We start from the raw sequence: 22,436 nt of genomic DNA on the forward strand, positions 1-22,436 counted from the left end.
GCTCAGTCCGCGAGCGGCAGATAGACCCGGTTGCCCGCGGCGGCGAACTCCTTGGACTTCTGCGCCATGCCCTCCTCGATCTCGGCCTTCGTGCCTCCGTGCTCACGGCGGATGTCCTGCGAGATCTTCATGCTGCAGAACTTCGGGCCGCACATGGAGCAGAAGTGCGCCGTCTTGGCGGGTTCGGCCGGCAGGGTCTCGTCGTGGAACTCCCGCGCCGTGTCCGGGTCGAGGGCCAGGTTGAACTGGTCCTCCCACCGGAACTCGAAGCGGGCGTCGGACAGCGCGTCGTCCCATTCCTGCGCACCTGGGTGCCCCTTGGCGAGGTCGGCTGCGTGGGCGGCGATCTTGTAGGTGATGACGCCGGTCTTGACGTCGTCACGATTGGGCAGGCCCAAGTGCTCCTTGGGCGTGACATAGCAGAGCATGGCCGTGCCCCACCAGGCGATCATCGCGGCACCGATGCCGGAGGTGATGTGGTCGTACGCCGGCGCGACGTCCGTCGTCAGCGGGCCGAGCGTATAGAACGGAGCTTCATCACAGATCTCCTGCTGAAGGTCGATGTTCTCCTTGATCTTGTGCATCGGGACATGTCCCGGGCCCTCGATCATCGTCTGTACATGAAAACGCTTCGCGATCGTGTTGAGTTCCCCGAGCGTCCTCAACTCCGCGAACTGAGCCGCGTCGTTGGCGTCCGCGATCGACCCGGGCCGCAGCCCGTCGCCGAGCGAGTACGTGACGTCGTACGCCGCGAGGATCTCGCAGAGTTCCTCGAAGTTCTCGTAGAGGAACGATTCCTTGTGGTGCGCGAGGCACCAGGCCGCCATGATCGAGCCGCCGCGCGAGACGATGCCGGTCTTGCGGTTCGCGGTGAGCGGCACGTACGGCAGCCGCACGCCCGCGTGGACCGTCATGTAGTCCACGCCCTGCTCGGCCTGCTCAATGACCGTGTCCATGTAGATCTCCCAGGTCAGCTCCTCGGCGCGGCCGTCCACCTTCTCCAGAGCCTGGTAGAGCGGCACCGTGCCGATGGGGACGGGGGAGTTGCGCAGGACCCATTCCCGCGTGGTGTGGATATTGCGGCCGGTGGACAGGTCCATGACCGTGTCCGCGCCCCAGCGGGTCGCCCAGGTCATCTTCTCGACCTCCTCCTCGATGGAGGAGGTGACGGCGGAGTTGCCGATGTTGGCGTTGACCTTCACCAGGAACCGCTTGCCGATGATCATCGGCTCGATCTCCGGGTGGTTGACGTTCGCGGGCAGCACCGCGCGACCGGCGGCGATCTCCTCGCGTACGACCTCGGGGTCGACGTTCTCGCGGACCGCCACGAACTCCATCTCGGGCGTGATCTCGCCCCGCCGGGCGTACGCGAGCTGCGTGACCGCCTCTCCGGGACGACCTCGACGCGGCTGGCGCGGCCGACCCGGGAAGACCGCGTCGAGGTTGCGCAGGCCCCCGCGCGGCGAGGTGTGCTTGATTCCGTCGTCCTCGGGACGGACGGGACGGCCCGCATACTCCTCGGTGTCACCGCGGGCGATGATCCAGTTCTCGCGCAGCGGCGCGAGGCCCCTGCGTACGTCGGTGTCGACGATCGGATCGGTGTACGGGCCAGAGGTGTCGTACAGCGTGACGGACTGCCCGTTGGTGAGGTGCACTTGACGGACCGGCACCCGCAGATCGGGGCGCGAACCCCCGACGTATCCCTTGTGCCAGCCGATGGACTTCCCGGCCTCCCGCGGCTGTTCGCCCTCGGGCGCGGCAGGCGCCTCGCCGATCTGGCTGGAGGCAGGCGTGCGTACGTCCTTGTTGGTCATGAGACCTACTCCCTACGCCGGCATTACCCGGTAACAGGTTCGGCGGTCGACGCAGCGGATTCCGTCTGCCGACGTCCCTTGTGAAACATCACTCGTTCCACGTGAAACATCGCTAAGACGGAGGTCAGCGCCCTCTCAGCCCGGTGCTCCGAGCTCCCGCGTGTGCAAAGGTGACTCCACGCTAGCGTCATATCTGGCGCGGTGAACAGAGGGCCATCGCCGTTCTTGCGATGATCGGTCGGTGACCACAACGCAGCAGCCCCCGTTCCCGCCGTCCGAGCCGCCGCGCCGACGCGGTCCCGGAGACGGCTATGGACCTGGTTCCGGAGACGGCTATGGACCTGGTTCCGGAGACGGCTATGGACCTGGTTCCGGAGACGGCTATGGACCTGGTTCCGGAGACGGCCGCGTACGCGGGCCGGGCGGTGGCCCCGGTCCGGGGGGCGGGCATGGACACGGACCGGGTGCGGGACACGGGCACGGCCCCGGGAACGGGCACGGACATGGGTCCGGGCCTGGGAATGGGAATGGGAATGGACATGGGCCGGGGAATGGGCACGGACCTGGGGACGGGCACGGGTCTGGGCACTCGCACAGTCACAGCCATGGGCCCGCCACGCCCGTCTCCAAGCATCTGCGCAAGGTCATCGCGGCCATTCTGATCCCCTTCGCCGCCGCGGTCGTTGTGGGACTCGCGGTGCTCTGGCCCGGTGGCGCCCCGTCCCACGAGCGCACCGGCGTCGGCTTCGACCGGCAGACCCAGCAGGCCACGGTCACCAAGGTCGACAAGGTCAGCTGCAAGTCCGTGAACGCGTCGGGGGAGACCCCGACCGGCGACACATCCACCGCCGAGGGCTCCTCCGCGCAGCAACAGGCAACGGGCGACTGCAAAAAGGCGACGATCCGGATCGACACCGGCAAGGACAAGGGCCGTACGTTCACGGAGATCATCCAGCCCGACCAGTCACGGCAGTTGCACGAGGGCGAGAAGGTCGTGGCCGCGTACGAGCCCTCCGCGCCCAGGGACCTGCAGTACTCGGTCACCGATGTGAACCGGAAGTTCCCGATGGCGCTGCTCGCCGGGATCTTCGCGCTGGCCGTCGTGGTGGTGGGCCGGATGCGTGGTGTCATGGCGCTGGTCGCACTGGCCATCAGCTTCGTGATCCTGACCTTCTTCATCCTGCCCGCGATCCTGCAGGGCTCGAATCCGCTGGTCGTGGCCGTGATCGGGGCGAGCGCGATCATGCTGATCGCGCTCTACATGTGCCACGGCCTCTCGGCCCGTACATCGGTGGCGGTGCTCGGCACCCTGCTCTCCCTGGTGCTGATCGGCATCCTCGGCTCGGAGTTCATCGGCTGGGCGGCGCTGACCGGCAACACGGACGACAACACCGGTCTGATCCACGGCCTGTATCCGTCCATCGACATGAGCGGTCTGCTGCTCGCGGGCGTCATCATCGGTTCGCTCGGTGTGCTCGACGATGTGACGGTGACGCAGACCTCGGCGGTCTGGGAGCTGCACGACGCCAGCCCGACGATGGGCTGGCGCGATCTGTACCGCGCGGGCATCCGGATCGGCCGTGACCACATCGCATCGGTCGTCAACACGCTCGTCCTGGCGTACGCGGGTGCCGCGCTTCCCCTGCTGCTGCTCTTCTCGATCGCGCAGAGCAGTGTGGGCACGGTCGCCAACAGCGAACTGGTCGCCGAAGAGATCGTGCGCACCCTGGTCGGCTCGATCGGCCTGGTCGCCTCGGTGCCGGTGACCACACTGCTGGCCGCCCTGGTGGTCTCCGCGGACCGTCCGGCAGTCCCGGCCGCCGCCACGGAGCCTGTCGAGAGCAGGGCGCCGGCACGCGGCGGGAAGGGCCGTCGCCGCAAGCGCTGAAGCCTCCCCACGCCCGCGTCACCGGTGAGGAAGCGCAATCCACTTGGGGGTGCTGAGGGCTTCAGCCCGCGCTCTGCTCCTCCGCCAGGATGCGGTCCAGCGCCTCGTCGAGGTGGGCGTCGAAGTCCGCGAGGGAACGCTCCTGCCCCAGCGGCACCAGCTTGTCCGTGCGGTCGAGGAAGGCCACGAGCGGCGCCGCCCCGGACCGGAACAGCGCGTGGTCGCCACCCACCTGGAGCCGGATCAGCACCTCGCCGAACGCCTCCGGGTCGGCGGGCGCGATGTGCACATCCCCGTCACCGCACGGCCGTCCCACGCCGTCGATCAGCAACTCCCGCCCGAACGCCCAGGTCACGGGCGCGTCGCCGGGCAAGTGGAAGGTCAGCCGCACGGCGTAGGGATCACAGGTCTCGTATCGCAGCTCCACCGGAATGCGGAAAGAGAGCTCCTCCGAAACGAGGAAGCTCATCATGACCTCTGCCTGTACCGACTCGCGCATCGCCTACCCCGTCGTTTTGCCGTCGACCGGCCAGGAATCATCCCCCTGACTCTGCTGGAATATTGCTCAACGTGCACAAGAGATCACAAGGAGTGAGTTTTCAGATACTGATAGAGATCGCGAGTGTCCCCAGTAGCCTGCCGATCTCACCTTGCAATTGTCGCGCCGTGGGCAGCAGTCGATCGGCCTGGTGAAGTGGGAGAGAAAAGGCCATTGCGGCGGCAGTTGTGCCGACCGTGATGGGCAGGGCCGCACAGACCGTGCCCAGCGCGTACTCCTGGCGCTCGATGACGGGCTCCATCCGCCCCGTCCGCTCCAGCCGCCGCAGCAGACTGACGTTGTCACGCACCGTATAGGGAGTGATCGACTGCACGGGGTAGCGGTCGAGATGATCCCGGCGGGCCTTCTCGTCGAGCTGTGACAGCAGACACTGGCCGATCGCATGGGCGTGTCCGGTCTCCCTGAAGTCAGCCCACTCCTCCACCGCCGGATTCCCTGGGGTGTCGGCGACGCACATGACCTCGATCTCGCCGTCACGGTAGACCGCGTAGTACACGGGCGCACCGATCGAATCGCGCCACTGGGCGAGCGTCTCGCTCACCGCGCTGCGACGTTTCTGCTGCGCTCCGCTACTGCCCAACCGCTCGGCGGCCTCACCGAGGAAGAACAGCCCCCTGTCACGGCAGAGATAGCCCTCGTGGACCAGGGTCCGCAGCAGGTGGTAGGCCGTCGGCAGCGCGAGCCCGGCCTCCCGGGCGAGCTGCTTCGCGGGGGCTCCGTGCTGGCGCGCGGCAACGGCCTCCAGCAGACGCATCGCTCGCTGCACGGAGCCGATCAGGGTCGTGGGATGCGGCTCCGGCGATACGGCTTCCAGGGGAGGAGTGCGCGCATCCGGCAGGGGGGTACGCGCCTCTGCGGGCGAGGTGCGGGGTTGAGTGGGCGGGAGACGTGTCCCCGCGGAAGCGCTGGACCGCTGGAGGGGTGGGGCGGGTGATTGTGCGGGTGCGGTGTCGACCGTGGCCAAGGGGCACTCCCGAAGCGCGAGGGGAACCGCCCGTGCGGGGAATCACGGGAGGGGGCTGTGCGCTGCCCGCGGGGGGGGGCGTCCCCGCGTCGAATTCCGGACTGTAACCGCCCATCACCGCATGCAGACGGCCTCGCCGGAAAACTTCCCTCGGCCGAGGGAACCTTGAGTTCCCTTTCCCGACCTGCCCGTTACCCCTCGCTCACCCGGTTGTGTCTCACCAGTCGCTGCGCGACGACGAACTCGACATGAACTTCCGTACTACGTAGATCAATCCGCCGACGAGGGCGACGAAGACCAGGATCTTGAAAAGCAGGCCGATCAACACACTGAGCACGCTGACTATCACCGTGCCGAACACGACCAGAGCGATGACCGGCACCGCGATCCACTTCACCCACCACGGCATCCCGCTGAAGATCTCTCGCATCGCCCTTGTCCTTAGCCTCTCTACGCCCGTCGCCCCAAGTCCGGGACTCTGATTCCGGGTTCTGTGATGTCCTGCATTCGATGCTAGGGCCGCGAAGGGGCCGACGGGAGCCTCGCACCCCTTGTCCTCCCCTGACCGTTCCCCTAGGGAACCCTGAGGTCCCCGTCAGCTCTCGGGCGGAGAGAACACCACCAGAACCCGCAGGTCCTCGGTGATGTGGTGGAACTTGTGGGCGACCCCCTCGGGTACGTAGACGACGCTGCCGCGCGCGACCTGGGTGGTCTCCAGGCCGACCGTGATCGAGGCGCGGCCGCTCACGACGAAGTACACCTCGTCCTGCTGGTGCGGCTTCTGCGGGTCGGGATCGCCCGCGTCGAGCGCGTACAGGCCGACCGACATGTTCCGTTCGCGCAGGAACTGCAGGTAGGCACCGTCGTTGGCGGCGCGTTCCGCCTCCAGTTCGTCCAGCCGGAATGCCTTCATCGCCCTCGTCCGCTCCCGTGCTCAGAAAGCTGTGTCCACAGCCTTGCTCGCCAGTCGATCTCTTCTGCCACGTCGATCTCTTCTGCCACGATCAGACACATGAAGAATTTCGTAGTCAAGACGATCGCCAACGCGGGGGCCCTGGCCGTCGCGGTGTGGCTGCTCGACAAGATCACCCTGACAGGGACCAGCACCGGCAAGAAGGTCGGCACACTGCTGGTGGTCGCCCTGGTCTTCGGTCTGGTGAACTTCCTGGTCAAGCCTGTCGTGAAGGTGCTGACCTTCCCGCTCTTCATTCTGACGCTCGGCCTGATCACTCTCGTGGTCAACGCCCTGATGCTGCTGCTCACCTCGTGGCTGGCCGGCAAGCTCGACCTCAGTTTCCATGTGGAGGGCTTCTGGACCGCCGTGGTGGGTGGCCTGATCATCTCGGTCGTGTCGTGGGCGCTCAATGTCGTGCTGCCCGACGGCGAGGACTGAGAGCGTCCGATGTCCTATCGCGTCTGTTTCGTCTGTACCGGCAACATCTGCCGCTCGCCGATGGCCGAGTCCGTCTTCCGTGCCCGCATAGAAGAGGCCGGACTCGACGGCTTGGTAGAGGTCGACAGCGCGGGCACGGGCGGCTGGCACGAGGGCGACGGTGCGGACTCGCGCACCGTCGCCGTCCTGGAGGCGGCGGGCTACGAGGGCGGCCATGCGGCCCGCCAGTTCCACGCCTCGTGGTTCGCCCGCCTCGACCTCGTGATCGCCCTCGACTCCGGCCACCTCAAGTCCCTGCGCCGGCTCGCGCCCACTCCCGAGGACGCGGCGAAGGTCCGGCTGCTGCGGTCGTACGACCCCGCGGCGGGCAACGACCTGGACGTCCCCGATCCGTATTACGGACCCATGGACGGCTTCGAGGAATGTCTTGAGATGGTGGAGGCGGCGAGCCCCGGACTGCTCGCCGCTGTACAGCAAGAACTGGAGGGACGGGCAGCATGACGTCAGGGGATTTCGTCACGGGAAGCGGCGACGGCACGCGAGCGGTACGGGCGGGGCTGCCCGACCCCGTCAAATACGAGCCGACGCTTCCGGGCCCGGTCTTCGCCGCGCACTTCCATCTGCCGGGCGATCCGACCGGACCGTACACCTACGGTCGTGACGAGAACCCGACCTGGACGCTCCTGGAGCGCGCCATCGGCGAGTTGGAGGCGCCCGGGCAGGACGGTGTCACGACGCTCGCCTTCCCCTCCGGGATGGCCGCCGTCTCGGCGGTGCTCTTCTCCCAGCTGAAGGCCGGAGACGTGGTGGTCCTGCCCGTCGACGGCTACCAGGTGTTGCCGCTGGTGCGCGAGCAGCTCACCGCGTACGGCATCGAGGTACGCACCGCCCCGACCGGCGGCGACGCCCAGCTAGAGGTGCTCGACGGCGCGAAGCTGCTGTGGATCGAGACCCCGTCGAACCCGGGGCTCGACGTCTGCGACGTACGACGGCTCGTCGCGGCGGCCCACGCGCAGGGCACCCTCGTCGCGGTCGACAACACCCTGGCGACCCCGCTCGGGCAGCGCCCGCTGGAGCTGGGCGCCGACTTCTCGGTCGCCAGCGGCACCAAGATGCTCACCGGGCACGGCGACATCCTCCTCGGATACGTCACCGCGCTCGACGCCGACCTGATGGCGCCGGTGCGGCGCTGGCGGAAGATCGTCGGAGCGATCCCCGGGCCCATGGAGGCCTGGCTGGCCCATCGCTCCCTCGCCACACTCCAGCTGCGCGCCGACCGGCAGAACGCCAACGCCCTGGTGATCGCCGAGGCGCTGCGCGGTCGGCCCGAGGTGACCGGGCTGCGTTATCCGGGACTGTCCGACGATCCCTCGCACAAGATCGCCTCGCAGCAGATGCGGCGCTTCGGATGCGTGGTGTCCTTCACGCTGCCCACACGCGCGCGTGCCGACCGTTTCCTCGACGCGCTGCGTCTGGTGGACGACGCGACGAGTTTCGGCGGGGTACGGTCCACCGCCGAGCGGCGCGGCCGGTGGGGCGGCGACGCGGTGCCGGAGGGCTTCATCCGTTTCTCGGCCGGCGCCGAGGACCCCGAGGACCTGATGGCGGACGTACTGCGTGCGCTCGACGAATCCGCGGAGTGACCCGTCCCTGAACGACCGGTGAGTACGCTGCGGCATACATTCAGGCGGTCGGCTTAGTACATCGCTACGTACGACGGACGGTCCGAGCCTCCCCCCTCGTGGCTCGGACCGTCCCGGTTCTGTACGCGAAGAACCGCGCGAACAAGGCTAGTTGACTCTGTGTCAGTGTCCAATCACAGTAGCGACAGAGACCTATCGACTTATTTATAGTTGGGGCTCGGTCGGAGGTGCTGGGAGGGGAGGGGCACCATGGATTTGGCCCTGCTGCGCACATTTCTGACCGTGCACCGGGCCGGTTCCTTCACTCGCGCCGCCGCGCTGCTCGGTCTCTCGCAGCCTGCCGTCACCTCACAGATCCGCACATTGGAGCGGCAGTTGGGGCGACCGCTCTTCCTTCGCCAGGCCCGCGGGGTGACCCCCACGACGATCGGTGACGAGCTCGCCCACAAGGCCGCGCCTCATCTCGACGCCCTGGTGGAGATCGCCGAGACCGGACTCGACGAGGACTCGTCACTGCGCACCCTGCATCTGGCCGGGCCACCCGAGTTCACGGCCGAGCGGGCGCTGCCCGCGCTCACGGAGCTGACGGGCGAGGACGGCCAGGGTTTCGCGCTGCGCGCCTCCTTCGGCAACGCCGAGGAGACACTGGAAGGGCTCGCCGCCGGACATCATGATCTGGCCATCACCACGGCCCGTCCCCGCGGCACCCTGCTCACCGCGACTCCGCTCTGCGACGAGGAGCACGTGCTGGTCGCCGCCCCGCGCTGGGCCGCCCGCATAGGTGCCGGAAAGCTCCGTCGAAAGGGCTCGTCGGCATTGGAGAACTTCCCCGTGGTCGAAGTGCACGAGTCGCTACCGCTCGTCGCCCGCTACTGGGCGTCCGTCTTCGACTCCCACCCGGCCGCTTCGGGCACCGTCGTCGTCCCCGATCTGCGCGCCGTGCTCGCCTGTGCCGCCACGGGCGCGGGCCTCGCGGTGCTGCCCCGGTATCTGTGCGTCCAAGCCCTGGAACGGGGTGACGTGGTCGCGCTTCTCGACCCGGCGGTGCCTCCGCTGCGTACGTACTTCCTGGTGGTCCGCACCGGCACGCTGGCCATGCCGCACATCGCACGAGCGCACGACTGGCTGCTCCACGCCGCGGCCGACTGGTCCTGATACCCCCTGAGCCTTCCCGGGCTCCCTGAGCCTCCCAGGGGGCTTTCTGAGCCCTTCCTGAGTCCCTCGGGGCTCCGCGATGTTTCACGTGGAACCAGCCGGGCCACATTCCTCCCATGACCGTCCGACCCGTGGTCAAGCGCACCGCACGCGCCATCCTGCTCGATGGCAACGACCTGATCTTGATCAAGCGCACCAAACCGGGCGTCGATCCCTACTGGCTCACACCGGGTGGAGGGGTCGAACCGGAAGACACGACTGTCGTCGACGCACTCCATCGTGAGGTGCACGAGGAACTCGGCGCCAAGATCACCGATGTGGTGCCCTGCTTCGTCGACACCGTCGAGCACATCGGTGATGACGGCGGCGCGACCGGCGTGAAAGTGCAGCACTTCTTCGTCTGCCGTCTGGAGTCCATGGATCCGTCCCAGCGGCACGGCCCCGAGGTGGACGAGCCCTGCGGCGAGTACGAGATCGTGCGGGTGCCGTTCACCCGGGTCGGCATCGCCTCCGTCCACCTCGTACCGCTGTCCCTGCGGCACTATCTCGACGGGAACATCGAAGGCGTACGGGCGATGCACGCACCGGACCTGGGCTGAGGCTCTTTCGGGCCGGGGTCCTGGCCCCCTCTGCCGGGTGAGGGCGGTCAGTCCCCGGCCGCGACGAGTTCCTCGACCGAGTCGTGGCGTATGCGGTCCGACGGGATGCCCGCTGCCCTCAGAGCGTCCACCCCGCTGCGGATCATGCCGGGCGGCCCCGAGAGATAGGCGTCGTACTCGTTCCACGGCCCGTACTCGCGTACGGCGTCGGGCAGATGGAGATGCGCATGCTGGTCGACGACCGGGCGCACGGCAAGCCATGGGTGGCTCTGCTGCAGCCGCAGCATGGTGTCGATGTCGTACAGGTCGTGATCGGTGCGGGCGCCGTAGAAGACCTCGACCGGCCGCCGCTCCCCATGCTCGGCGACGTCCTCGACCAGCGCCTTGATGGGCGCGATGCCGGTGCCGCCGCCGAGGCAGAGCAGTCCGTTGTCGGTGGTGTGGTCGACGGTCATCGATCCGGCCGGCGGCCCGAGCCGGATGATGTCGCCGGGACGGGCGCGGTGCACCAGCGCGTTGGAAACCCAGCCCGCCGGAACGGCCTTCACATGGAACGACAGCAGTCCGTCGGACCGCGGCGCCGAAGCGAAGGAGTAGTGCCGCCATATGCGCGGCCACCACGGCGTCTCCAGGCTCGTGTACTGCCCGGCGAGGAACGGGTACGGCTGGTCGGGGCGGACCGTGATGACAGCGATGTCCGGCGTCCTGAGGTCGTGCGCGACGACCTCGGCGTACCACCAGGCCGGGGCGCGCAGCTCGTCCGCGGCCGCCGCGTCGATCATCACCTGGGAGATCGTCGTGTACGCGCGCACCCAGGCCGCCTCGGTCTCAAAGTCCCAGATCGCCGAGGCAAACCGGCTGAGCGAACCGATGAGGCACTCACCGACGGCCGGGTAGTGCTCGGGCCGGGTGCCGTACTTGCGGTGTCCACGGCCGAGGTTCTGCAGGTAGTCGACGAGAACCGGGGTGTTGTCGATGTGTTCGGCGGCGGTCAGCAGCGCCTTGAGCAGTCGGTCTCGCTGGGTGTCCATCGCCGCGGGGAACAGCGGCCGCAGTTCCGGGTGGCGCACGAAGAGCAGTGCGTAGAAGTAAGAAGTGACCTTGTCGGCGACGGGGCCGACCTCGGCCATGGTCCGGCGGATGAGCACGGCGTCCGGAGACGGCTGCGGAGTGGGAGCGGGCCTCTGGGCGGGCATCCGCGGATCCGGGCCGGACGGTCCCGACGCGGGCAGCGGGGACGTCTGACGCAACGCGGGAGGCTCGGGCGACGGCGGCTTCTGAAAGGGCTCGAGAGGCTCGGGCGACCGCGGCCTGTCAAAGGGAGCGGGAGGCTCATGGAACCGCTGCTCCTGTACCGGGACCCGAGGCTCGGCAGGGCGCTGCTCCTGGGCGGGTACACGCGGCTGCGGGCCGGGGCCGGACTGCTCACGCCCGAGATCTGTCCACTCCCGTCCGAACACGGACTGCTCCGGGCCGGCATCGGACTGCGCAGCGCCGTGGTCGGGCCCGGCCGGGCCTGACAGCGGCCGAGCGGATGCGTGGGCGGGCTCCGGCTCGGGGCGTGGGGCCTCAGTGGGCGCGGCCTGCTGGGAAGTCGCCTCCGCCTCCACGGCGGAGGATATTCGTTCCTGCTCTGTCGTTCCCCGACCCGCTACGGGTCGGCCGACCGGGCGCATCGCTGCCAGACGGCGGCCGTCGGCGGGCTCTCTCTCCCCACCGGACGGCAGTGGTTCCTTGCGCGGCGTGAACCAGCCGCCCCCGCCATTGCCTCCGGAAGTGCCGTTGTCGGCCGACGTGGTGGTCGGAGCGTCCATGGTGTGCCTCGCCTCGAACATCTTTCGGTCGGTCTGCGCACTTCCGCGGTCGGAAGATGCCTACTTTCCCCCGTAGACGACTTGCTTTCCTGCCCCGTTCAGTCCCCACCGGCCAATGCGGCCACATTTAACCCGGATTCCCGCTCTGTACGGACAAGTAAGGCGAGAATGTGACATTGACCGCACCGCTCTCACCGCAGCATCCCACTCCGAGTCAACACCCGGCCGCATAACGGAAAATGCGGGTCTTCGATCTCTCCGTCCCGTTACGCTGCATTGGCCTGCGTTCGTGCCCCACGAGACGTGCGTACATCACGACGGACGCGAACCGGAGTCGACCATACCGGCAGCCGCCCCACACACAAGTACCGCCTTCCTTCCGCCCGAAGAAGCGACGGCCCACTCTCAACTGCCGTAATTACAAGGCGCGTCGGACCAATTCATAGGCATCCCACAGGTCCCGTCCCATGTAGGAGTGCGTGGCAAGGCCCGCCAGATGCCGATCCGCATTGACCGCGACGGATACCGGCACCGTCTCGAACAGGTCCTTGTCGGACAGCGAGTCGCCATAGGCGACGCAATCCGCCCGCATCACCCCGAACTCTTCACAGAGTCGGTCCGCGATCTGCACCTTCGCCGCGGCACTGAGAATGCCCGCGAGATCAACGGGCTCGCTGAACGGCAGAGCGGGAAAGCGCGAACCGTATGCCGCATGCGCACCCCACGCCGTCAGTCGCTCGACGAAGAACGAGGGCGAGAGGGAGACGACGGCGCAGTAGTCGCCCTTGTCTCTGATCTCCGCCCAGACATCCTCGATGCCGGACAGCCACGGCGCGCCCTCGAAGGCCGCCGCCACATGTTCCTCCCTGAGATCCGCCCACAAGGCATGCACCTGTGTGGCGTACTCCGGCGGACCGATCCGTCCTGCCGAGATCGCTTGGTCAAGCGCAACGGTCTCGGCCTCCAGACCGATCTGCCGTGAGATCTCCTGGGGCGCGGAACTCCCGTACAGCAGCGTTCCATCAAGGTCGAAGAGATGAAGGCGTGGCATGGAAGCCGAGGTTAGCGGTCCGGGCACTCTTCGCCGTTTCACGTGAAACATCTGTCCGTGTGCTGTGGGAAGCGTCGCTGTCCCCATGCCGCACACGGGGCATGACATGGCCAAAAGCGCATAGGTCCCTGGGCAAACAGGTGGACGCCAGGGGTGTATGTCAGACAGCCTGACCTGCGTGTCGACACCTTCCCCCGCCGTTCTGCCCATCCGCCGACTGACGCTTCGCGATCTCACCGCCTGCGCCGATTTGTCAGAGAACCGGGGGTGGCCCCGTGAGGAACACAAGTGGGGTCTGCTCCTCACCGCCGGGACGGGCTACGGCATCGACGACCCCGACGGCGGTCTTGTCACCGCCTGCGTCGTGACCGAGTACGGAACGCCGGAGAGGCTCGAACTGGGGGCGATCGGAATGGTGCTGGTCGCCGAGCGGCACGCCCGCCAGGGTGTCGGCCGACGGCTGATGCGGCACGTCGTGGCAGAGATGGGCACCATCCCGCTGACCCTGCACGCGACTCCTTATGGCCGACCGCTCTACGAGGAGCTGGGCTTCAAGGTCACGGGCCGCGCCGAGATGGTCCGTGGACACTTCGCCCCTGGCGGGCCGGACCCGAAGGTGGCCACGCGCCCGGCCACCGCCGAGGACCTCACCACGATCCTTCGGCTCGACGCGGAGGTCTTCGGCTCCGACCGCACCCATGTGATCACACGGCTGCCCGCCTTCTCCGACCAGCTGCGCGTCGCCGTGGAGAACGGCCGGATCATCGGCTACGCGGCGGCCTGGCCCAACATGGACACCCATGTGGTGGGTCCACTGATCGCCCGTGACACCGAGACGGCGAAGGCACTCATCACTTCGCTCGCCGCCCACACCGACCGCACGCTGCGCACCGACATCGACGTACGGCACGAAGAGCTGCTGTCCTGGGCGAAGGAACACGGCCTGGAGCCCACGAGCTTCAACGCGGTGATGACGTACGGGATCTCGGAGTTGCCCGGGGACTGGACGCGACGCTTCGCTCCGCTCACCGTGGCAGCGGGCTGAGAGCCGCCGGGGCGCAGTCGCGTCCATCGCGCAGAGAGTCGCTCACCGCGTAGAGAAGCGCCGGTCCCCGATGTCTGTGGGGGACCGGCACTTCTCTACGCGGGTGCGGTCAGACGAGCGTCTCCACCGCCGCCGTGGCGAAGTCGTGGTCCTGGTCGGGCGCTCCGCCACCGACCCCGATCGCCCCGATCAGACGACCGTCGCGACGGACCGGAACACCGCCCGCGATGAACAGGAGCGGACGGTCGAGCGCGGTGGGCAGGGTGTGGAAAAGGCCGCCGGGCTGGACCGCGTCGACCAGTTCCCTGGTGGCGGAGTCCAGCTGGAGGGCCGTGTAGGCCTTGCGCGTGCTGGTCTCGCCGGAAATCAGTACGGCGCGGTCGTCACGCCGGAAGGCGAGCAGATGGCCGCCCGCGTCGAGGACGGTGACGCTGACCGTGACCCCGGCGGCCTCGGCGGCGCGATGGGCCGCAGAGACGAGGACCTCGGCGTCCTGGATGGTCAGCGGAGCAACGGCGACGGTGGTGGTCATGAGGGACTTTCTCCTTGAGGTGCTGTTCGGCCGTGGCCGATCAGGGGGCTGGGCTCAGCCGTGAGGGGCCGGCTGCTACTCGGTGGCTCAGTGGCTCAGTGGTGGACGGCGGTCCGCTGCTCGATGGGCGCGCTCGCGTCCGCGACGGTGCCGGCGGCATCGGCTCGGCGCTCCAGGGCTGCCGAGACGACGGCGAGGACCAGGGCTCCCGCGGCGAGCACCGCGCCGACCCAGTTGGGGGCGGTGTAACCGAGGCCGGCTGCGATGACGAGGCCACCGAGCCAGGCCGAGAGGGCGTTGCCGAGGTTGAAGGCACCGATGTTCACGGCCGAGGCCAGGGTGGGGGCGCCGTGCGCCTGGTCGAGGACGCGCTTCTGCAGCGGCGGCACGGTCGCGAACCCGAGGGCGCCGATCAGCGCGATCGTGAGGGCCGCCAGGATCTTGTTGTGCGCGGTCACGGTGAACAGGGCGAGCACGATGGCGAGGCCGCCCAGGGACACGTACAGCATCGGCATCAGGGCGCGGTCGGCGAACCTGCCGCCGATGAGGTTTCCGCCGACCATGCCGAGGCCGAAGAGGACCAGCAGCCAGGTGACGGAGGTGTCGGCGAAGCCGGCGACGTGGGTCATCATCGGCGCGATGTAGGTGATGGCCGCGAAGACGCCTCCGAAGCCGAGCACGGTCATCGCCATGGCGAGCAGGACCTGGACGTTCTTGAAGGCGGCGAGCTCGTGGCGGAGATGTACGCCCTCGGGCTTCGGCATCTCGGGGACCAGCTTGGCGATACCGAGCAGCCCGATCACTCCGAGCGCGGCGACTCCGGCGAAGGTGACCCGCCAGCCCGCGGACTGCCCGATCAACGTGCCCAGGGGGACACCGACCACATTGGCGATGGTGAGGCCGCTGAACATCATGGCGATCGCCCCGGCCTTCTTCTCCGGCGCGACAAGCTCGGCGGCGACGACCGATCCGATACCGAAGAAGGCGCCGTGGGCGAGAGAGGCGACGACTCGGCCCGCCAGCATCAGCCCGAAGGCCGGGGCGACGGCGGAGAGCAGGTTACCGACGACGAACAGCCCCATCAGCAGCATCAGCATCCGCTTGCGGGACACCTTCGTGCCGAGCGCGGTCATGATCGGGGCGCCGATCACCACGCCGAGGGCGTAGCCGGTCACCAGCAGTCCGGCCATGGGGATGGAGACACCGAAGTCACCGGCGACCTCGGGCAGCACACCCATGATCACGAACTCGGTGGTTCCGATTCCGAAGGCCCCGATCGCGAGGGCCAGAAGCGCGAGAGGCATGGTGGGGACACCTTCCCAAACGATTGCAGGAGCACTTTGCGTGCGTTCACAATAGTTGCATACGCGGGCTATACGCAAGAGCGGACTATTGCGCTCGTGCTCTACCCTGGTGTCAGCCGCTCCGGGACGGAGGAACACGCCATGACAGCCACGGACCCCGCGCTCACCGCCCTTGCTCAGGGGTGGTGCGCCCTCTCCCTGCTGCACGGGAGGATCGAGGCCCACATCGAGCGCGCCCTGCAGACCAAGCACGACCTCAGCGTGCGGGAGTACTCCCTGCTCGACGTGCTCAGCCGACAGCACGACGGCGAGGGCGGTCACTTGCAGATGAAGCAGGTCGCGGACGCGGTCGTGCTCAGTCAGAGCGCCACCACACGGCTCGTCACCCGACTCGAGGACCGTGGTCTGCTCGCCCGCTATCTGTGCCCGACCGATCGCCGCGGCATCTACACGAATGTCAGCGAGGCCGGCCTCAAGCTCCTCGAAGAGGCGCGGCCCACCAATGACAGCGCCCTGCGCGAGGCGCTCGACGAAGCGGCCAAGTCCCCCGAACTGGCCCCACTGGTCCGTGCAGTGGAGTCGGCGAGCGTGTCCGCCTAGGCAGGGGACGACCTCCCGTCCCCCGCCGGGCGCCCGCACAGCCCGCACAGGGCCTGGATACGCTGTGGCCATGGGAGATCTTGAGATTCGACCGGCAGCTTCGGACGATGTCCCCGCCATCGTCGCGATGCTCGCCGATGATCCGCTCGGCGCCCAGCGGGAGTCACCCGACGACCTGACCCCCTACCTGGCCGCGCTCGAGCGGCTGAGCGCCGACCCGAATCAGCACCTGGTGGTCGCGGTGCGTGAGGGACGCGTCGTCGGCACCCTGCAGCTCACGGTCATACCCGGGCTGTCCCGCAAGGGCTCGACCCGCTCCCTCATCGAAGGCGTGCGCATCCACTCCGACGAGCGCGGCAGCGGCCTCGGCTCCCAGTTCATCGAGTGGGCGATCGAAGAATCCCGGAGCCAGGGATGCCAGTTGGTCGAGCTGACCTCCGACGCCACCCGCACTGACGCCCACCGCTTCTACGAGCGGCTCGGCTTCACGGCCTCACACGTGGGCTTCAAGCTGGCGCTCTGAGCCACCTGTGTACGCGGGGGGTCTGTTTCACGTGAAACAGACCCCCCGCAGCAGGACAGCGGCTACTGAATCCCTCGCCATCCCTCGGGGTCCACTCCTCCCGGCACAGGAGCGCCCTCGTCGTACGGCTGACGCGTGAAGACGAACGACCCGAGGTCGAGGTGACTCAGGGACCCGTCCGGGCGCCGTACGGCCCGTAGCGGCTCCCCCGTGTAGTAGCCGTCGAGCCCCGTCCAGGTCCCATCACCGTTCGGCCGGAAGCGCGACCCGCGGCCACCCCCGGCCAGCGGGCCCAGCTCGACCATGCCATCGGCCCTCAGACGCAGCGCGCACGCCTGGGTACCCCAGTACCAGGGGCCGGCCAACTCCAGGACGGACTGATCGACTTCTGCGGCCGGACGCCATGGCTCGGGAATCCGCGGCTCGGCCTCGGCGACGATCCGTACAAGATCGGTGGCCACGGTCAGCGCCCGCGGACCGGAGGTGCAGTTGGCCAGCACCACCGCCGCCACGTCGTCCTCCACGCCGATCGCGAGCGCCGCGAGGAAGCCGGGCAGAGACCCTGAGTGACCCACCAGGATCCGGCCCGACCGATGCAGCACCTGCAGTCCCAGCCCGTAGGAGTCTCCCGAGGCGAGCTGGTCGGCTTCCAAGGGGGCCGCGGGCGTGCGCATCTCCCGCAGGGACTCCACGCTGAGCACCGCCGCGTGCCCCGTGGCCAGGAAGACGGCGAAGCGGGCCAAGTCCCCCGTGGTGGACCACAGTTGCCCGGCCGGAGCCATTCGGCCGAGGTCCTCGGCGGGCTCCGGCATCATGACGTCCGCCCATGGATGCACGGCCCAGCCACCCGCGTGGGGTGCCTGGGGCTGCCCACTCGTGCGGTGCAGTCCGAGCGGGTCGAGCACCTCGCGCCGCAGGGCCTCTTCCCAGGGGACTCCCCGCAGTTCCTCGATCAGTGCGCCCAGCAGGGTGTAGCCGGGGTTCGAATAGTGGTGCAGCCGCCCGGCCGGATGCAGGAAGGGCTGCTCACCGAGCACGTCGGAGAGCTCGGGACGCAGCGAACCGGGTGTGCGTTCCCACCAGGGCCCAGGCGTCTCGGCCGCCAGCCCGCCGGTGTGCGTGAGGAGTTGGGCGATGGTGGCCTCCCCCGCACCGGTGCCCGGCAGATGCTTCTCCAGCGGGTCGCCCAGGTCGAGCAGTCCCTCGTCGCGCAGCCGCAGCACCAGCACGGCCGTGAAGGTCTTGGTGATCGAACCGATCCGGTACTGCACGTTCTCGTCCGGTCCGTGCCCGTCCACCGAGGTGCGCGACCCGTGCCACACCGGCTCCCCGCCCCGGACGACCGCCGCGACCAGCGACGGCGCCCGCCCCTCGGCCTGAGCGGCGGCGATGCGGTGCAACAGAGCCCGGCGTGTGCCGGGAAGGAGCTTTTCCTGAGGTGTCGTCATGCCCTCAGTCCACCCGGCCGGGCACCGCACGTCGAGTGCATTTCCCCGAAGACCGGGCGCATGTCTTCCACACCGCGCCCAGGGGAGGGCGGATCAGGTCTGTGCCATGTCCACGAAGCGCGAGTAGTGGCCCTGGAAGGCCACGGTGATCGTGGCCGTCGGGCCATTACGGTGCTTGCCGACGATGATGTCCGCCTCGCCCGCGCGCGGTGACTCCTTCTCGTAGGCATCCTCACGGTGCAGCAGGATCACCATGTCCGCGTCCTGCTCGATCGATCCGGATTCACGCAGGTCGGAGACCATGGGCTTCTTGTCCGTGCGCTGTTCGGGACCACGGTTGAGCTGCGAGAGCGCGATCACCGGCAGCTCCAGCTCCTTGGCCAGCAGCTTCAGGTTTCGCGACATGTCGGAGACCTCCTGCTGCCGACTCTCGGACCGCTTGCCGCCCGACTGCATCAGTTGCAGATAGTCGATGACGACGAGCTTCAGATCGGCGCGCTGCTTGAGGCGCCGGCACTTGGCGCGGATCTCCATCATGGACAGGTTCGGGGAGTCGTCGATGTAGAGCGGCGCGGCCGAGACGTCGGGCATCCGGCGCGCGAGCCGCGTCCAGTCCTCGTCGGTCATCGTGCCGGAGCGCATGTGGTGCAGGGCCACGCGGGCCTCGGCCGACAGCAGACGCATCGCGATCTCGTTGCGCCCCATTTCGAGCGAGAAGATCACGCTGGGCATGTTGTGCTTGATCGAACAGGCCCGTGCGAAGTCCAGCGCCAGCGTCGACTTACCCATGGCGGGACGAGCCGCGATGATGATCATCTGGCCCGGGTGCAGACCGTTCGTGAGGGAGTCGAGGTCGGTGAAGCCGGTCGGTACACCGGTCATCTCGCCCGACCGTGAACCGATCGCCTCGATCTCGTCGAGCGCGCCCTCCATGATGTCGCCGAGCGGCAGGTAGTCCTCGGTGGTGCGCTGCTCGGTGACCGCGTAGATCTCGGCCTGGGCGGTGTTGACGATCTCGTCCACGTCGCCGTCGGCCGCGTATCCCATCTGTGTGATGCGCGTGCCGGCCTCGACCAGGCGGCGCAGGACCGCGCGCTCATGGACGATCTCCGCGTAGTACTCGGCGTTCGCCGCCGTGGGGACCGTCTGGACGAGGGTGTGCAGATACGAGGCACCACCGACCTTGGTGATCTCACCTCGCTTGGTGAGCTCGGCTGCGACCGTGATCGGGTCGGCCGGCTCGCCCTTCGCGTACAGATCGAGGATCGCGGTGTAGATGGTCTCGTGCGCGGGACGGTAGAAGTCGTGGCCCTTGATGACCTCGACGACGTCGGCGATGGCGTCCTTGGACAGGAGCATGCCACCGAGAACGGACTGCTCGGCGTCGAGGTCCTGGGGAGGTACGCGTTCGAAGGACGAACCTCCGCCTTCCCACGGCCCGTTGTCCCGGTCACGGTCGTGCTGTTCGTCGCGGCCCCGGCCACCCTCGCGGCCTCGGCGGGAAGCGGGCAGACGATCACTGGGACCGCTGTCGGCCCACGGGTCGTCCAAGGGCTCGGAAATACTCACCGAGCCACCTCCTCCCGTCCGCCGAGCGGACCTAACCGTGCCTTTCATTTCTACGGCACGGCACTGACAAATAAGAGGCCCAACTCCGGTTCTGACACGTCGGTTTTGCGAGGTTTCCGAGGGCAGAAAAGAGAGCGGGCGCCGCACCACGTTAGGCCCGCGGGCACCGTCAGCCAATCTGGTTATCCACAGGCCATGTGGACGACGGCCCGGATGCTGTGGAGAACTCCACAAAACCTGTGCACGACCCGGTGGACAGGCCTGTGAACAAGCCCTCAACCACTCGAAGGAAACCGCCCTGACCTGCCTGTTTACCATCCACCGGCTGTGCAGAAGAAAAACTTTCCCGGTCGGACCAAGATCGCTGCAAACGGTACACGGCGACACGCCCGACACGAGCGCGGGTAATGGTCACTATCACGTTGCATCTCTTACCTGTGGAAGATTAGATTGGTGCCCATGACACAGGCTCCCCCGGCACCCGAGGCCGCCCGACGTCGGCACGACCGAGAGATCGTCGCGCTGGCCGTTCCGGCCTTCGGCGCACTCGTCGCCGAGCCTCTTTTCGTGATGGCCGACAGCGCCATCGTCGGACACCTCGGCACCGCGCAACTGGCCGGCCTCGGTGTCGCTTCCGCCCTTCTCACGACCGCCGTCAGCGTCTTCGTCTTCCTCGCGTACGCCACCACCGCCGCCGTCGCCCGACGGGTCGGCGCCGGTGATCTGCGGGCTGCGATACGCCAGGGCATGGACGGCATCTGGCTCGCACTGCTGCTCGGCGCGGTCGTGATAGCCACCGTCCTGCCCACGGCACCCGCCCTTGTGGAACTCTTCGGCGCCTCGCACACCGCGGCCCCGTACGCGACGACCTATCTGCGCATCTCCTCGCTCGGCATCCCCGCGATGCTCATCGTGCTCGCGTCCACCGGGGTCCTGCGCGGGCTGCAGGACACGAAGACCCCTCTCTATGTCGCCGTCGGGGGCTTCGTCGCCAACGCCGCGCTCAACGCGGGCCTCGTCTACGGCGCCGGACTGGGTATCGCCGGCTCCGCCTGGGGCACCGTCATCGCCCAGTTCGGTATGGCCGCGGTGTATCTCTTCGTCGTCGTCCGCGGAGCCCGAAAGCACGGGGCCTCGCTACGCCCGGCCGCCGCCGGGATACGGGCCTGCGCTCAGGCCGGTGCGCCCCTGCTCGTGCGCACGCTGTCGCTGAGGACGATCCTCATGATCGCCACGGCTGTCGCCGCACGACTCGGGGACGCCGACATGGCCGCACACCAGATCATCCTGTCCCTGTGGAGTCTGCTCGCCTTCGCGCTCGACGCGATCGCCATCGCCGGACAGGCCATCATCGGACGCTATCTCGGTGCGAACGACGCTCAGGGTGCTCGCGAGGCCTGCCGCCGCATGGTCCAGTGGGGCATCGCCTCCGGCGTCGTCCTCGGCCTGCTGGTGATCGCCGCCCGCCCGATCTTCCTTCCCCTGTTCACCAGCGACTCGGCCGTCCAGAGCACGGCGCTTCCCGCCCTGGTTCTGGTGGCCGTCTCACAACCGATCAGCGGGGTCGTCTTCGTCCTGGACGGAGTCCTGATGGGCGCGGGAGACGGACCCTACCTGGCGTGGGCCATGCTGCTCACCCTGGCGCTCTTCACTCCCGTGGCACTGCTGGTGCCCACGCTCGGGGGCGGGCTCACCGCGCTCTGGGGAGCGATGACGCTGATGATGACGGTGCGGATGCTGACCCTGTGGCTGCGCTCCCGCTCGGGACGCTGGATCGTCACGGGCGCGACGCGCTGAACCAGCACACCGGCCGTTTCAAACCAGCACACCGGCCGTTTCACGTGAAACGGCCGAAACGGCCAGCCAACCCGACCTGGCCCTGCCCCCGCCCCTGCCCCTCGCTCTGGCCGTCGCCCCACGCCCCCGTTCCTGCCCTCGCCTACCCCTAGCCTTCAGACCTGTTTCACGTGAAACCCCCCGTTTCACGTGAAACACAGGACAGCTCGCCCCCTGCAGAACGAAGAAGGGCCGTACCCCAGCGGGTACGGCCCTTCTCTCAGCTATGCCGAGCGCAGCGGTCAGGCCGCGACGACCTCGATGTTGACCTTGGCGGCAACCTCGGGGTGCAGACGCACGGACGTCTCGTGGGCGCCCAGGGTCTTGATCGGCGAGCCCAGCTCGATGCGGCGCTTGTCGACCTCGGGGCCACCGGAAGCCTTGATCGCCGAAGCGATGTCGGCCGGGGTGACGGAACCGAAGAGACGACCGGCGTCGCCGGAGCGGACGGCCAGACGGACCTTCACGCCTTCGAGGCGGGCCTTGATCTCGTTGGCCTGCTCGATGGTCGCGATCTCGTGGATCTTGCGAGCACGACGGATCTGCTCGACGTCCTTCTCGCCACCCTTGGTCCAGCGGATCGCAAAGTTCCGCGGGATCAGGTAGTTGCGAGCGTAACCGTCCTTGACGTCGACGACGTCGCCCGCGGCACCGAGGCCGGAGACCTCGTGGGTGAGGATGATCTTCATTAGTCGGTCA

At 68.2% G+C, this 22,436-nt stretch carries 22 protein-coding genes and 1 riboswitch; of the genes, 10 read left to right on the plus strand and 12 right to left on the minus strand.

Annotation, left to right across the window (positions count from 1 at the left end; translation table 11 throughout):
- Positions 1-2: 2 nt before the first annotated feature.
- Complete coding sequence (gene thiC / locus ACFZDJ_RS07790; RefSeq protein WP_391056977.1) at positions 3-1,814, minus strand: phosphomethylpyrimidine synthase ThiC; 1,812 nt, start codon at positions 1,812-1,814, stop codon at positions 3-5.
- A riboswitch (TPP riboswitch) is annotated at positions 1,807-1,984 on the minus strand. It overlaps the preceding gene by 8 nt.
- Positions 1,985-2,055: 71 nt before the next feature.
- Here thiC and ACFZDJ_RS07795 point away from each other — a divergent pair.
- Positions 2,056-3,702: a YibE/F family protein gene (locus ACFZDJ_RS07795; RefSeq protein ID WP_390932619.1), complete on the plus strand. Its 1,647-nt coding sequence runs from the start codon at positions 2,056-2,058 to the stop codon at positions 3,700-3,702.
- Between the two features lie 61 nt (positions 3,703-3,763).
- On the opposite strand, the gene ACFZDJ_RS07800 is transcribed toward ACFZDJ_RS07795, so the two are convergent.
- The 4 genes from ACFZDJ_RS07800 to ACFZDJ_RS07815 all read right to left on the minus strand — a co-directional run bounded on the left by ACFZDJ_RS07800 (position 3,764) and on the right by ACFZDJ_RS07815 (position 6,138).
- Positions 3,764-4,201, minus strand: a complete 438-nt coding sequence (locus ACFZDJ_RS07800; protein ID WP_067376783.1) for an SsgA family sporulation/cell division regulator — start codon at positions 4,199-4,201, stop codon at positions 3,764-3,766.
- A gap of 100 nt (positions 4,202-4,301) precedes the next feature.
- Positions 4,302-5,099, minus strand: a complete 798-nt coding sequence (locus ACFZDJ_RS07805; protein ID WP_390933093.1) for a helix-turn-helix domain-containing protein — start codon at positions 5,097-5,099, stop codon at positions 4,302-4,304.
- A gap of 343 nt (positions 5,100-5,442) precedes the next feature.
- Entirely contained in the window at positions 5,443-5,655 is a 213-nt protein-coding gene (locus tag ACFZDJ_RS07810) for a DUF5326 family protein (RefSeq protein ID WP_101399033.1), read from the minus strand.
- Between the two features lie 165 nt (positions 5,656-5,820).
- Positions 5,821-6,138: a cupin domain-containing protein gene (locus ACFZDJ_RS07815; protein WP_391056980.1), complete on the minus strand. Its 318-nt coding sequence runs from the start codon at positions 6,136-6,138 to the stop codon at positions 5,821-5,823.
- Between the two features lie 99 nt (positions 6,139-6,237).
- On the opposite strand from ACFZDJ_RS07815, the gene ACFZDJ_RS07820 reads away from it, so the two are divergent.
- From ACFZDJ_RS07820 to ACFZDJ_RS07840, 5 genes are all read left to right on the plus strand, one after another.
- Positions 6,238-6,618 (plus strand): phage holin family protein, encoded by a 381-nt coding sequence (locus tag ACFZDJ_RS07820; RefSeq protein WP_054236467.1) that lies wholly within the window; start codon positions 6,238-6,240, stop codon positions 6,616-6,618.
- 9 nt (positions 6,619-6,627) lie between these two features.
- A complete protein-coding gene (locus ACFZDJ_RS07825; protein ID WP_390932622.1) occupies positions 6,628-7,119 on the plus strand; it encodes a low molecular weight protein-tyrosine-phosphatase in 492 nt (163 codons plus the stop codon).
- Complete coding sequence (locus tag ACFZDJ_RS07830) at positions 7,116-8,261, plus strand: cystathionine gamma-lyase (protein WP_391056982.1); 1,146 nt, start codon at positions 7,116-7,118, stop codon at positions 8,259-8,261. The genes ACFZDJ_RS07825 and ACFZDJ_RS07830 overlap by 4 nt, the downstream gene beginning before the upstream one ends.
- 249 nt (positions 8,262-8,510) lie before the next feature.
- On the plus strand, positions 8,511-9,416 hold the full coding sequence (locus tag ACFZDJ_RS07835) for a LysR family transcriptional regulator (protein WP_168509625.1): 906 nt from the start codon (positions 8,511-8,513) through the stop codon (positions 9,414-9,416).
- Between the two features lie 116 nt (positions 9,417-9,532).
- On the plus strand, positions 9,533-10,015 hold the full coding sequence (locus tag ACFZDJ_RS07840) for an NUDIX domain-containing protein (protein WP_054236463.1): 483 nt from the start codon (positions 9,533-9,535) through the stop codon (positions 10,013-10,015).
- A gap of 47 nt (positions 10,016-10,062) precedes the next feature.
- On the opposite strand, the gene ACFZDJ_RS07845 is transcribed toward ACFZDJ_RS07840, so the two are convergent.
- Positions 10,063-11,850 (minus strand): globin domain-containing protein, encoded by a 1,788-nt coding sequence (locus ACFZDJ_RS07845; protein ID WP_391056985.1) that lies wholly within the window; start codon positions 11,848-11,850, stop codon positions 10,063-10,065.
- 397 nt (positions 11,851-12,247) lie between these two features.
- Positions 12,248-12,880: an HAD-IB family phosphatase gene (locus tag ACFZDJ_RS07850; RefSeq protein ID WP_391056988.1), complete on the minus strand. Its 633-nt coding sequence runs from the start codon at positions 12,878-12,880 to the stop codon at positions 12,248-12,250.
- 178 nt (positions 12,881-13,058) lie between these two features.
- Between ACFZDJ_RS07850 and ACFZDJ_RS07855 the strand changes: the two genes are divergently transcribed.
- Positions 13,059-13,925 carry a GNAT family N-acetyltransferase gene (locus ACFZDJ_RS07855; protein WP_390932630.1) on the plus strand — a complete coding sequence of 289 codons (867 nt, stop codon included), beginning with the start codon at positions 13,059-13,061 and terminating at the stop codon, positions 13,923-13,925.
- A 109-nt stretch (positions 13,926-14,034) separates the two neighbouring features.
- Here the strand turns inward: ACFZDJ_RS07855 and ACFZDJ_RS07860 are convergent, their stop codons facing one another.
- Together ACFZDJ_RS07860 and ACFZDJ_RS07865 are read right to left on the minus strand one after the other, a co-directional pair.
- The gene (locus ACFZDJ_RS07860) at positions 14,035-14,457 is read right to left on the minus strand and encodes a heme-binding protein (RefSeq protein WP_391056990.1); all 423 of its coding nucleotides are present in this window, start codon (positions 14,455-14,457) and stop codon (positions 14,035-14,037) included.
- Positions 14,458-14,552: 95 nt separating this feature from the next.
- A complete protein-coding gene (locus tag ACFZDJ_RS07865) occupies positions 14,553-15,761 on the minus strand; it encodes an MFS transporter (protein WP_391056993.1) in 1,209 nt (402 codons plus the stop codon).
- A 141-nt stretch (positions 15,762-15,902) separates the two neighbouring features.
- Between ACFZDJ_RS07865 and ACFZDJ_RS07870 the strand changes: the two genes are divergently transcribed.
- The gene (locus ACFZDJ_RS07870; protein WP_390932636.1) at positions 15,903-16,361 is read left to right on the plus strand and encodes a MarR family transcriptional regulator; all 459 of its coding nucleotides are present in this window, start codon (positions 15,903-15,905) and stop codon (positions 16,359-16,361) included.
- Between the two features lie 70 nt (positions 16,362-16,431).
- Positions 16,432-16,884 carry a GNAT family N-acetyltransferase gene (locus ACFZDJ_RS07875; protein ID WP_390932638.1) on the plus strand — a complete coding sequence of 151 codons (453 nt, stop codon included), beginning with the start codon at positions 16,432-16,434 and terminating at the stop codon, positions 16,882-16,884.
- A gap of 62 nt (positions 16,885-16,946) precedes the next feature.
- On the opposite strand, the gene ACFZDJ_RS07880 is transcribed toward ACFZDJ_RS07875, so the two are convergent.
- Positions 16,947-18,332: a serine hydrolase domain-containing protein gene (locus ACFZDJ_RS07880; protein WP_384913724.1), complete on the minus strand. Its 1,386-nt coding sequence runs from the start codon at positions 18,330-18,332 to the stop codon at positions 16,947-16,949.
- A 93-nt stretch (positions 18,333-18,425) separates the two neighbouring features.
- Positions 18,426-19,901 carry a replicative DNA helicase gene (dnaB, locus tag ACFZDJ_RS07885; protein ID WP_054236456.1) on the minus strand — a complete coding sequence of 492 codons (1,476 nt, stop codon included), beginning with the start codon at positions 19,899-19,901 and terminating at the stop codon, positions 18,426-18,428.
- Between the two features lie 459 nt (positions 19,902-20,360).
- On the opposite strand from dnaB, the gene ACFZDJ_RS07890 reads away from it, so the two are divergent.
- A complete protein-coding gene (locus ACFZDJ_RS07890; protein WP_391056996.1) occupies positions 20,361-21,698 on the plus strand; it encodes an MATE family efflux transporter in 1,338 nt (445 codons plus the stop codon).
- 281 nt (positions 21,699-21,979) lie between these two features.
- Here ACFZDJ_RS07890 and rplI read toward each other — a convergent pair whose 3' ends face one another.
- Positions 21,980-22,426 (minus strand): 50S ribosomal protein L9, encoded by a 447-nt coding sequence (gene rplI / locus ACFZDJ_RS07895; protein WP_054236454.1) that lies wholly within the window; start codon positions 22,424-22,426, stop codon positions 21,980-21,982.
- Positions 22,427-22,436: the final 10 nt, after the last annotated feature.

This window comes from Streptomyces sp. NPDC007896 (assembly GCF_042959425.1).
In the GTDB taxonomy this organism is placed as follows: Bacteria; Actinomycetota; Actinomycetes; order Streptomycetales; family Streptomycetaceae; genus Streptomyces.